General features: G+C 59.5%; 8 protein-coding genes and 1 tRNA gene. 6 read left to right on the top strand and 3 right to left on the bottom strand.

Annotated features, from left to right (window positions below; genetic code table 11):
* Positions 1-83 precede the first annotated feature (83 nt).
* Positions 84-171 (bottom strand) — tRNA-Ser (locus tag KUIN1_RS16170).
* A 121-nt stretch (positions 172-292) separates the two neighbouring features.
* On the opposite strand from KUIN1_RS16170, the gene KUIN1_RS16165 reads away from it, so the two are divergent.
* The 6 genes from KUIN1_RS16165 (at position 293) to KUIN1_RS16140 (ending at position 7881) form a co-directional block, all read left to right on the top strand.
* Complete coding sequence (locus KUIN1_RS16165; RefSeq protein WP_002553978.1) at positions 293-964, top strand: Bax inhibitor-1/YccA family protein; 672 nt, start codon at positions 293-295, stop codon at positions 962-964.
* A gap of 483 nt (positions 965-1447) precedes the next feature.
* A complete protein-coding gene (locus tag KUIN1_RS16160; RefSeq protein WP_003405046.1) occupies positions 1448-2878 on the top strand; it encodes a serralysin family metalloprotease in 1431 nt (476 codons plus the stop codon).
* A gap of 56 nt (positions 2879-2934) precedes the next feature.
* Positions 2935-3318, top strand: a complete 384-nt coding sequence (locus tag KUIN1_RS16155; RefSeq protein WP_116886245.1) for a protease inhibitor Inh/omp19 family protein — start codon at positions 2935-2937, stop codon at positions 3316-3318.
* An 81-nt stretch (positions 3319-3399) separates the two neighbouring features.
* Complete coding sequence (locus KUIN1_RS16150) at positions 3400-5196, top strand: type I secretion system permease/ATPase (RefSeq protein WP_116886244.1); 1797 nt, start codon at positions 3400-3402, stop codon at positions 5194-5196.
* Entirely contained in the window at positions 5193-6530 is a 1338-nt protein-coding gene (locus tag KUIN1_RS16145) for an HlyD family type I secretion periplasmic adaptor subunit (protein WP_003371807.1), read from the top strand. Before KUIN1_RS16150 ends, KUIN1_RS16145 begins: the two co-directional genes overlap by 4 nt.
* A gap of 1 nt (position 6531) precedes the next feature.
* Entirely contained in the window at positions 6532-7881 is a 1350-nt protein-coding gene (locus tag KUIN1_RS16140) for a TolC family outer membrane protein (protein WP_003405041.1), read from the top strand.
* Here the strand turns inward: KUIN1_RS16140 and solA are convergent, their stop codons facing one another.
* Both solA and KUIN1_RS16130 read right to left on the bottom strand, forming a co-directional pair.
* Positions 7882-9057, bottom strand: coding sequence for an N-methyl-L-tryptophan oxidase (solA, locus tag KUIN1_RS16135; RefSeq protein ID WP_152092125.1), 1176 nt, complete (start codon positions 9055-9057; stop codon positions 7882-7884). It abuts the gene before it with no gap.
* A gap of 428 nt (positions 9058-9485) precedes the next feature.
* Positions 9486-11069: an aldehyde dehydrogenase (NADP(+)) gene (locus KUIN1_RS16130; protein WP_024639656.1), complete on the bottom strand. Its 1584-nt coding sequence runs from the start codon at positions 11067-11069 to the stop codon at positions 9486-9488.
* Positions 11070-11116: the final 47 nt, after the last annotated feature.

The following is an 11116-nucleotide window of genomic DNA, read 5'->3' as shown; positions in this document are numbered from 1 at the left end:
TCGGCGGATGAGCTTGCGGATGCATCAGCCAAACCCCGGAAACGACAAAGCCCTGAATAATCAGGGCTTTGCGCTGCCAAATATGGCGGAGGCATAGAGATTCGAACTCTAGGACCTGTTACAGTCGGCAGTTTTCAAGACTGCTGCCTTAAACCACTCGGCCATACCTCCACTTCGTTGCGGGCGCCATAATACCGGAATGAAACAAGCTGTCAAACTCTGTGACTAGCCAGTTGCAGCGCCTCTGTTATGATCTTTGCAACTCAACATTTCAACAGCAAGGAGTTTCGCCATGCGCGAACAGGATTACAGCCTTAAAACCGGCATGCAGGCCGACCAGCTCGAGGTTAGTCGTGTCCTGCGCAATACTTACGGTCTTCTCGCCCTGACACTGGCTTTCAGTGGTGTCATGGCCTTCGTCGCTCAGCAGATGCGCGTCGGCTACCCGAACATTTTCGTGGTGCTGATCGGCTTCTACGGTCTGTTCTTCCTGACCAACAAGCTGCGTGATTCGGTCTGGGGTCTGGTGTCGACCTTCGCCCTGACAGGTTTCATGGGGTTCCTGCTGGGCCCGATCCTCAACCGTTACCTGGGCATGGCCGGGGGTGCTGAAGTGGTTAGCTCCGCCTTCGCGATGACGGCTCTGGTATTCGGCGGTCTCTCGGCCTATGTACTGATCACTCGCAAGGACATGAGCTTCCTGGGTGGTTTCATTACCGCAGGTTTCTTTGTCCTGCTGGGTGCGGTAGTGGCCAGCATGTTCTTCCAGATCAGCGGTTTGCAACTGGCTATCAGCGCGGGCTTCGTGCTGTTCTCGTCGGTGTGCATTCTGTTCCAGACCAGCGCGATCATTCAGGGTGGCGAGCGTAACTACATCATGGCGACGGTCAGCCTGTATGTATCGATCTATAACCTGTTCATCAGCCTGCTGCAGATCTTCGGCATCATGAGCCGCGACGACTGATTTACCTGGCCTGAACATTCAGGCCACTGCGCTTCAACAAAAGCCCCGACTCGTCGGGGCTTTTTGCGTTTCTGTGTCGGGGAAAAGTGTCAGCTTTGGCCAATGGCAAGGCTGGCGAAATGCTGTTCATAGCGGCTGAGTGGGGCGCGTCATTACCCAAGGCATTCGTGGTCAGTCGAAGCCATAAAATTCCTGACCTATCAGTCATATTTATCAAGCTTGTTACAGTCTGTTCAAGCGCTTATCGACGATCTCATCATCACAAAAAATAATATCAGGCGATTCTCCAATGCCTGTAGGCGCTTGCCCATTTGAGGCCACTTGACATCATCGAACAGCGCTGGACACAAGATTTCAAGATGTGTCAGTTTTGTTACGCAACACGATTTCACGCTTCACCAGGCGAGTGACCGGACTCTCTCGCTACAGGGGAGAGTCTTGTCTTACCTGACCTGTCAATCAATCAGCAAACAAGGAAGTGTCATGACGAAAGTCAAAGAAAATGCTGCAATCCAACTTTCCGCTGCTACCAGCACCTCTTTCGACCAGATCAATGCGTTCGCGCACCAGTATGACCGTGGCGGCAACCTCACGATCAATGGCAAGCCCTCGTATTCAGTCGATCAGGCCGCTGATTATATTCTTCGCGACGACGCCTCCTGGACTGATCGCGATGGCAACGGCACCATCAACCTCACTTACACGTTCCTGACGGCCAAACCTGCCGGGTTCGACAATTCGCTGGGGACTTTCAGTGCGTTCAACGCGCAGCAGAAAGCACAGGCAGTATTGTCGATGCAATCCTGGGCAGACGTTGCCAAGGTCAGCTTCACCCAGGCAGCTTCCGGCGGCGACGGGCATATGACCTTCGGCAACTACAGCAACGGCAGTGCAGGCGGGGCAGCTTTTGCCTACCTGCCCAGCGGCAACAGCCGTACTGACGGCCAGTCCTGGTACCTTGTCGATAACAGCTACAAGGTCAACACCACCCCGGACAATGGCAATTACGGTCGTCAGACCCTGACCCATGAAATCGGCCACACCCTTGGCCTGTCTCACCCAGGTGACTACAACGCGGGCGAGGGCAATCCGAGCTACAAGGACGCCACTTACGCAGAAGATACCCGTGGCTACAGCGTCATGAGCTACTGGAGTGAGTCCAACACTGACCAGAACTTCGTCAAGGGCGGCGCTCCGTCGTACTCTTCGGCGCCGTTGCTGGATGACATCACTGCCGTTCAGCAGCTCTATGGCGCGAACATGAGCACCCGTGCCGGTGATACGGTCTATGGGTTCAACTCCACTGCCGGGCGCGATTTCTACAGCGCCACCTCCGCCTCTTCCAAGGTGGTGTTCTCGGTGTGGGATGGCGGGGGCAAGGATACCCTCGACTTCTCAGGTTTCACCCAGAACCAGAAGATCAACCTCAATGCCGCCTCGTTCTCGGATGTCGGCGGTATGGTGGGTAACGTTTCGATCGCCAAGGGTGTGGTGGTTGAAAACGCGCTGGGCGGTTCGGGCAATGACCTGTTGATCGGCAATGCTGCCGCCAACGACCTCAAGGGTGGTGCCGGCAACGACATCATCTACGGTGGTGGCGGTGCCGACAGCCTGACCGGTGGTGCGGGTGCCGACATCTTCGTGTTTGGCGCCAGCTCTGATTCCAACCGTGCGGGCCAGGATACGATTCGTGATTTCGTCAGCGGTCAGGACAAGATCGACGTGTCGGCCATTTCCACGCTGAGCGCGTTGCAGTTCGTCAACGCGTTCAGCGGCCACGCTGGCGAGGCGATCCTCAACTATAACCAGAGCAGCAATCTGGGCAGTCTGGCGATCGACTTCACCGGTCAGGGCATTGGCGATTTTCTGGTCGGTACTGTAGGTCAAGCATTGGCTACTGATATCGTGGTTTAATCTGTAACAATCATGGACGACCCTGCGGTTGTCCATGATCTGAAAAGTACCCCGCCATGAAGATCACTCACGTTTTTCGAATCGTGCCAGCAGCCTTTGCGCTGCTGGTGGGTATTTCTGGAGCAAGCCTGGCCATGAGTTTGAAACTGCCCAATCCTGATGAACTCAGCGGCAAGTGGCGACTTTCTCTTCAGGGAAAGACGAACGAAGTCTGTGAGCTGCATCTCAATACCGAAGTACCGCAACTGACGGGCGATCTCGCCTGCGCAGTGAAGTGGTTGCATGAAGCACCCACTGGCTGGTTTCCGACTCCGGATGGCCTGGCGTTCACCGACAAGAAAGGCAATCGCCTGATTCACCTCAATAACATGGGGGAGCAGATCTATCAGGCGCGTCTGCCCGGCGGTGAAGTGCTGGTCCTTGGACGGCTCGCCGATTAAGCGTTTCACGGACCTACGCGAGTTGTTTGTCAAAACCCAGGGATGTCACTCCGTCACAAGCAAGACCATCAAGGAACAACCATGAGTGCGTTGCCCCAAAGCGCCCGGCCGCCGCTTTATAAAGCGCTGGCTGACTACAAGAGCGCGTTGATCGGTGTCGGTTGTTTTACCGCGCTGATCAACGTGCTGATGCTCGCCCCATCGATTTACATGCTGCAAGTCTATGACCGCGTACTGACCTCACAGAACCAGACCACCCTGGCCATGCTGACGCTGATGGTGGTCGGGTTCTTTGCGTTTATCGGCTTGCTGGAGATGATCCGCAGCTTTGTGGTGATCCGCATCGGCAGCGAGTTGGAGAAGCGTTTCAATCTGCGCGTCTATCAGGCCGCGTTCGAGAGCAACCTGCACGCCGGACAGCGTCAGGCTGGACAGGCGCTGGGTGACCTGACCTTCATCCGCCAGTTTCTCACCGGGCCGGCATTGTTCGCGTTCTTCGACGCTCCGTGGTTCCCCATCTACCTGGCGGTAATCTTCCTTTTCGACCCCTGGCTAGGCGTGCTGGCCAGTGTGGGGACGGTGTTGCTGGTCGGACTGGCCTGCCTCAACGAATGGCTGACCCGCAAACCGCTGGCCGAAGCCAGCGGCTACTCGCAGCAGTCTGCGCAATTGGCGACCCGGCATCTGCAACAGGCCGAGGCGATCCAGGCGATGGGCATGCTCGAGGTCTTGCGGCGTCGCTGGTTCCATGTGCATGGGCGCTTTCTGGCCCTGCAAAACCGGGCCAGTGATACGGGAGCGGTGATCAGTTCGATCAGCAAGGCCCTGCGTCTGTGCCTGCAGTCGCTGGTGCTGGGGTTGGGCGCACTGCTGGTGATAAATGGAGACATGACCGCAGGCATGATGATCGCCGGCTCGATCCTCATGGGTCGGGTCCTCAGCCCCATCGACCAGTTGATCGCCGTCTGGAAACAATGGAGCTCTGCACGCCTGGCCTACGGGCGCCTTGACCAGTTACTCAAGACCTACGCCGAGCCCGCGCCGCGCATGCCGCTGCCGGCACCGCGCGGTCAGATCAGCGCGGAACAGGTCAGCGCTGCGCCTCCCGGCAAAACGTCGCCGACGATTCAGCAAGTCAGCTTCCAGTTGCAGGCCGGTGAAGTGCTCGGCGTGCTGGGCGCATCCGGCTCCGGAAAATCGACCCTGGCACGCGTGCTGGTTGGTGTCTGGCCGGCGCTGGGCGGGACGGTACGTCTGGACGGGGCCGACATGCATCGCTGGGACCGAGAGGCGCTGGGTCCCTATATTGGTTATCTGCCGCAGGACATCGAGCTGTTCGGTGGCAGCGTGGCAGAAAACATCGCGCGCTTTCGCGAGGGCGACGCTAGCGCCGTGGTCGCTGCCGCACAACTGGCGGGCGTGCACGAATTGATTCTGCGCCTGCCGCAAGGCTACGACACGCGGCTGGGCGATGATGGCGCTGGCTTGTCCGGCGGTCAGAAACAGCGCGTCGCGCTGGCCCGTGCGCTGTATGGCGATCCGCGACTGGTGGTGCTCGATGAGCCCAATTCCAATCTGGATGCCGCGGGTGAAGCGGCGCTGACTCAGGCGATTGCTGAACTCAAGACCCGCGGCTGTACCGTTGTGCTCGTCACCCATCGTACGCAGTCGTTGAACCAGACCGATCGCCTGCTGGTGCTGAGCGAAGGTCGCATGCAGGCATTCGGTGCCACGGCTCAGGTGTTGCAGGCCTTGTCCGGGCAGCCATCGTCAGCGCAAGCACCGCAAGCGCACCCTCAATCGCAATCTCGCCCTGCACCTGCCGGGCTTTCCATGAGCCGTCAGTACGGCACGCAGAACAGGCAGTCCGACGTATGAACAGCCCTATCGACACTCATTACGCCGTGCCGGGCAAGGAGCGCGGCGTGCAGTTCTTCGTTCGCGCCGGCTGGATTCTCATGCTGGCGGGGGCGGGCAGTTTCTTTCTGTGGGCCAGTCTTGCTCCTCTGGATCAGGGCATTGCCGTGCAGGGGACGGTGGTTGTTTCTGGCAAGCGCAAGGCTGTGCAGTCGCTGGATGGCGGCGTGGTCAGCAAAATTCTGGTCAGTGAAGGCCAATTGGTGAAAGAGGGCGAACCACTGTTTCGCCTTGATCAGACTCAGGTCGAAGCGGACGTGCAATCGCTGCGAGCCCAGTATCGAATGGCCTGGGCCAGCCTGGCGCGCTGGCAAAGCGAGCGCGACAACCTTGACGAGGTGCGCTTCCCCGCAGAACTGATTGCCGCCGGGCAGGGGCAAGACCCCGACCCTCGGCTGGCGCTGGTGCTTGAAGGGCAGCGCCAGTTGTTCAGCAGCAGGCGCCAGGCGCTGGCGCGTGAGCAGTCCGGCTTGCAGGCGAGCATCGAGGGTGCCGGACTGCAGCTCGCCGGCATGCGCCGGGCCCGTTCGGACCTGCTGGCTCAGGCTGACTCGTTACGCAAGCAGCTGAGTAACCTGGAGCCCTTGGCGCAGAACGGGTTCATTCCCGGCAATCGCCTGCTGGAGTTCCAGCGTCAGCTTTCTCAGGTGCAGCAGAGCCTGGCGCAAAACGCAGGCGAAACCGGACGTATAGAGCAAGGTATCGTCGAATCGCGGTTACGCCTTCAGCAGCAGCGCGAGGAGTACCAGAAAGAGGTGCGCAGCCAATGGGCCGATGCCCAGGTCAAGGCGCTTACCCTTGAGCAGCAACTGGCCTCGGCCGGTTTCAGTCTGCAACACAGCGCCATCCTTGCGCCGGCTGATGGCATCGCCGTCAATCTGGGCGTGCACACCGAAGGTGCGGTGGTGCGTGCCGGCGAAACCCTGCTGGAAATCGTCCCACAAGGCACACGGCTGGAAGTCGAAGGGCGGCTGCCGGTGCAACTGATCGACAAGGTCGCCAGCCATCTGCCGGTCGACATCCTCTTTACCGCGTTCAATCAAAGCCGCACGCCGCGTGTTTCCGGTGAGGTGAGCCTGATTTCCGCCGACCAGATGCAGGATGAAAAAACCGGCCAGCCGTATTACGTGCTGCGTACCTCGGTGGGCGACGCGGCGCTGGAAAAACTCAACGGGCTGGTGATCAAACCCGGCATGCCCGCTGAAATGTTCGTGCGCACGGGTGAGCGCTCGCTGCTCAATTATCTGTTCAAACCTTTGCTGGACCGTGCCGGCTCCGCGTTGACGGAGGAGTAGGATGTCTCGTCATCCCTTTAAAGCCGCTCTGCTGACGGCCATCCTGCTGGGTACTGCACCTTTGAGCCAGGCCATGGGCCCGTTTCAGGTCTATGAATTGGCGCTTCGCAATGATCCGGTTTATCTGGGCGCACTCAAGGAGCGCGACGCGGGCCTGGAGAACCGGGTGATTGGTCGTGCCGGCTTGTTGCCTCGCGTGTCATACAGCTACAACAAGGGGCGCAACGATTCCAAGGCGACCCTCAAAGGCAGCGCTCAAGACACCACCGACCATCGCCACTACAACAGCTTTGGCTCGAGCCTGACGGTTCAGCAGCCCTTGATCGATTACGAGGCGTACGCCAATTACCGCAAGGGGCTGGCTCAGGCGTTGTTTGCCGACGAGACCTTTCGCAGCAAGAGCCAGGAATTGCTGGTGCGGGTGTTGACCCTGTACACCCAGGCACTTTTCGCCCAGGACCAGATCAATATCGCGCGTGCCAAGCAGCAGGCGTTCGAGCGCCAGTTCGCGCAGAACCGGCAGATGTTCGAGCGGGGAGAAGGCACGCGCACCGATATTCTCGAAGCCGAATCGCGCAACGAACTGGCGATTGCCGAGCAGATCGAAGCCAGCGATGAGCAGGATGCGGCCTTGCGCGAGCTGGCGGCGTTGTTGGGCGAACCGAGTATCGATGTTGCGCAGCTGGAGCCATTGAGGGACAGCTTTCAAGCGTTGGTACTGGCACCGTCCAGTTTTACCGAGTGGCATGCGCTGGCCATGGCCAACAGCCCGATCCTGGCCTCGCAACGTCAGTCCCTGGAAGTGGCGCGATACGAGGTGGAACGCAACCGCGCAGGGCATCTGCCGACGGTGAACGCCTACGCAAGTATCCGCCAGAACGAATCGGACAGCGGCAACACCTACAATCAGCGTTACGACACCAACACGATAGGCATCGAGCTCAGTCTTCCACTGTATGCCGGAGGTGGCACCAGTGCCTCGGTGCGCCAGGCCAACAGCAAGCGCGAGCAGGCTGAATATGAGCTGGAGGGCAAGACCCGGGAAACACTGATCGAACTGCGTCGCCAGTTCAACGCCTGTGCGTCAGGGGTGAACAAGTTGCGCGCCTATCAGAAAGCGCTGATCTCGGCGCAGGCGCTGGTCGAGTCGACGCGCCAGAGCATTCTGGGTGGCGAGCGCATCAGCCTGGATGCCCTCAACGCCGAGCAGCAGCTCTACAGTACCCGTCGCGATCTGGCAAAAGCCCGTTACGACTATTTGATGGCCTGGATCAAACTGCATTACTACGCCGGCACCTTGCGCGACACCGATCTGGCGCGCATCGACGAGGCGTTCGTGGTGGCGCGCTGATCAAGCCTGCCTGGCGAAGCGTTGCAATGAAAAGGCCGAGAGATCCACATCGCTCTCGCCATCAATACAACGTTGCGCCAGCGCCAGTCCAAGCCCGGCCGAATGCTTGAAACCGTGGCCGGAACAGGCCGAGACCACCGTCATGTTTTTCAAGTGCGGGTGTTCATCGATGATGAAGTGGCAGTCCGGCGTGACGGTGTAGGCGCATACCGAGGACTTGACCACCTTTGGTGTCAGTCCCGCAATCCTGCCCTGCACCTGGGGGCGGAACATTTCCTGTTCTTCCCACGCGGTAATGGTGCGGTCCAACCGGTCAGCCGCTGACGTCTCGAGGTACTGCTCGGTAGCGACCTTCATGCTGTTTTCACCGGGCAGCGGCGGGAAGCCGTAATTGACATCGGCTTCGCCCGGCCCGTGACTCAGGATGAAGCTTGGCGACGGCGCAGCAAAGACAGCTTCGTGCTGCAACTCGAACCAGAACAGCTTTTGCCGGCACACCCGCAGCAGGTCGCTGAACGGTGCGCCGAGCAACCCGGACGACCACATGCCCGCGCTGACTACGACCTTGTTGGCGATGATCGAGCCTTTGTCGGTGATGATTCGTACCTGATCGCCATGCGCCTGTAAGTGCGTGACCGTTTCGTGGGTCAGCAGACGCGCGCCGTGTTGCCTTGCCAGCTTGAGTTGTACGGCGATGCAGCGCTCGGGCCGAACGAATCCGCCTTCGGGTTCGAAATAGCCGATGGCGCTGTCCAGCACAGGAGAGAACTGAGGGAAACGCTCGCGAATCGCTGCAGCCGCCAATACCTCGTGCTTCACCCCATGAGTGCGGGCCAGGGCGATGGTCTGATGGGTGAAGTCGTTGACGTCCTCGGGATCGTAGGCCGGGCTGGAGGTCATCACCAGCACACCGCATTGTTCGAACAGCGACTCGCCGCTCAATGCTTCAAGTTCGCGCCAGATGTGCTGTGAGCTGCGTACCAGTGGCAGGTATTGCGGACCTTCACCGGCCGAGAGTCGCGTGATGCGTGTATCGCCGTGACTGGAGCCCTGTGTGTGCGGGGGGTCGTAGCGGTCGATACCAATCACATCGACTCCGGCCTTTGCCAGCTGATAGGCAGTGGCAGCACCCATGGCACCCAGGCCGAGTACGGCCACGTTACAACGCTGTTGCATAGGGGAGCCTCGATAAATCATCTATCTCACTATGGACAGTCTGTCGAATCAACCGCCAAACGTGCATAAGGTTATATCAGGCGGCCTCGTTGGCCATCACAGATGCCATCACACCAGCATTGCAGACCCCCGTCAAAAATTTACGCTTGCACTGCTCGGGGTTTTTAAGGTCCGAAATCGATGAAAAGTTGTCCACGGAAATCGTGGGTATGTCTGTGGGTAACTTTTTGAAACCCTTGTTACACGTGGCTTACAGCTGTGTGGTTAATTTATGAACAGCCCCTGTTTTGCACTTCTATGGTGCTGTCATTCGGGTACAAAACAGGTCCGCTATAAGCGAATTCGGGCACAAAAAAGAAATATTTTCCAAAAAAAAGCGCGACCCTCATCAGGTCGCGCTGCTGTGTTGCGGATCCAGCCGGTGGCCGTTACGCGACAGGCTGATCACTCCATTCACCATTGACCAGACGACGCAGGCCCAACGGGTTGGCGTTCTGCAACGCAGGTGGCAACTGGCTGTCCGCCAGGTTCTGATAGCAGACCGGGCGCAGGAAGCGGTCGATGGCCAGGGTGCCCACCGAGGTACCGCGTGCGTCCGAGGTGGCCGGGTATGGGCCGCCGTGAACCATGGCCTCGCAGACCTCGACACCGGTCGGGTAGCCGTTGAACAGAATGCGCCCGACTTTCTCTTCGAGAACCGGTTGCAGCCAGCTGTAGGTGCTCAAGTCCGCGGGCTCACCGATCACGGTCGCAGTCAGCTGACCACGCAAGGCTTGCAGCGCGTCCTTCAACTGCGCATCGTCAGCGACTTCGATCAGCAGCGTGGTCGGGCCGAAGACTTCCTCTTGCAGCAACTGATCACCGTTCAGCAGCAGGCTGACGTCAGCCTTGAACAGCTGCGCCTGAGCCTGCTTGCCTTCCTGTGGCTTGCCGGCCAGATGCGTCACGCCAGGGTGCGCCAGCAGGTGTTCCACACCTTTGCTGTAACTGCGCAGGCCGCCCGCGTTAAGCATGGTCTGCGGAGCCTGACTGCCCATCTGTTCGGTCAGATGCTCAACGAATTTTGAGAACGCCGGTGAGCGCAGGCCGATGACCACGCCCGGGTTGGTGCAGAACTGACCGGCACCCATCACCACCGACCCCGCAAGCTCCTTGGCCACGGTTTCACCGCGAGCCTGCAAGGCTTCTGGCAGCAGCACGACCGGGTTGATGCTCGACATCTCGGCAAATACCGGAATCGGTTGCGGACGTTCGGCAGCCATTTTGCACAGTGCGTTGCCGCCGTTCAGCGAACCGGTAAAGCCGACGGCCTGGATGGCCGGGTGCTTGACCAGACCTTCGCCAACGCCGTTGCCGAAGATCATGTTGAACACGCCTTTGGGCATCTGCGTACGTTCGGCAGCGCGAATGATGGCGCTCGCCACCAGATCGGCGGTCGCCATGTGACCGCTGTGCGCCTTGAACACCACCGGGCAACCGGCGGCCAAGGCCGCCGCGGTATCACCACCGGCAGTGGAAAACGCCAGCGGGAAGTTGCTCGCTCCGAATACGGCAACCGGGCCGACACCGATACGGTATTGGCGCAGGTCGACGCGTGGCAGCGGCTTGCGATCCGGCAGTGCCAGGTCGATACGTGCACCAACAAAATCACCGCGACGCAGAACTTTGGAAAACAGGCGCATCTGGCCACTGGTGCGACCGCGCTCACCTTGAATTCGCGCCTGGGGCAGGGCGGTTTCCTGGCAGACGATGGCGACGAAGTCATCACCCAGCTGGTCAAGTTCATCGGCAATGGCGTCGAGGAAGTCGGCGCGGCGGGCCGGGCTCAGCTGACGAAATTCCGCAAACGCAGCCTTGGCAGCCAGTGCCGCGGCGTCGATTTCGCCGTCGGTGGCCTGATGAAAACTGTAAGGCAGCTCTTCACCGGTGGTGGCATCCAGGCTTTTTTGCAGGCTCTGGCCCAAAGCGCTGCGGCCGCCAGCGATGAAGTTCTGGCCGAGAATGTTAGGCATCGGTATCTCCTGTTGTTTTGAGGTTGGAGGTCGGCAGGGAAGGTATC

Origin of the sequence: Pseudomonas sp. KUIN-1 (assembly GCF_009176725.1) — a bacterium.
Classification (GTDB): domain Bacteria; phylum Pseudomonadota; class Gammaproteobacteria; order Pseudomonadales; family Pseudomonadaceae; genus Aquipseudomonas; species Aquipseudomonas fragariae.
Note: the sequence above shows the minus strand (reverse complement) of the source record. Positions and strands in the feature narration are given on the sequence as shown.

Excerpts from the sequence above, each read along its gene's own strand:
- KUIN1_RS16140 (WP_003405041.1), top strand. The coding sequence starts at position 6,532 with ATGTCTCGTCATCCCTTTAAAGCCGCTCTGCTGACGGCCATCCTGCTG.
- KUIN1_RS16155 (WP_116886245.1), top strand. The coding sequence starts at position 2,935 with ATGAAGATCACTCACGTTTTTCGAATCGTGCCAGCAGCCTTTGCGCTG.
- solA (WP_152092125.1), bottom strand. The coding sequence starts at position 9,057 with ATGCAACAGCGTTGTAACGTGGCCGTACTCGGCCTGGGTGCCATGGGT.
- KUIN1_RS16150 (WP_116886244.1), top strand. The coding sequence starts at position 3,400 with ATGAGTGCGTTGCCCCAAAGCGCCCGGCCGCCGCTTTATAAAGCGCTG.
- KUIN1_RS16165 (WP_002553978.1), top strand. The coding sequence starts at position 293 with ATGCGCGAACAGGATTACAGCCTTAAAACCGGCATGCAGGCCGACCAG.
- KUIN1_RS16145 (WP_003371807.1), top strand. The coding sequence starts at position 5,193 with ATGAACAGCCCTATCGACACTCATTACGCCGTGCCGGGCAAGGAGCGC.
- KUIN1_RS16160 (WP_003405046.1), top strand. The coding sequence starts at position 1,448 with ATGACGAAAGTCAAAGAAAATGCTGCAATCCAACTTTCCGCTGCTACC.
- KUIN1_RS16130 (WP_024639656.1), bottom strand. The coding sequence starts at position 11,069 with ATGCCTAACATTCTCGGCCAGAACTTCATCGCTGGCGGCCGCAGCGCT.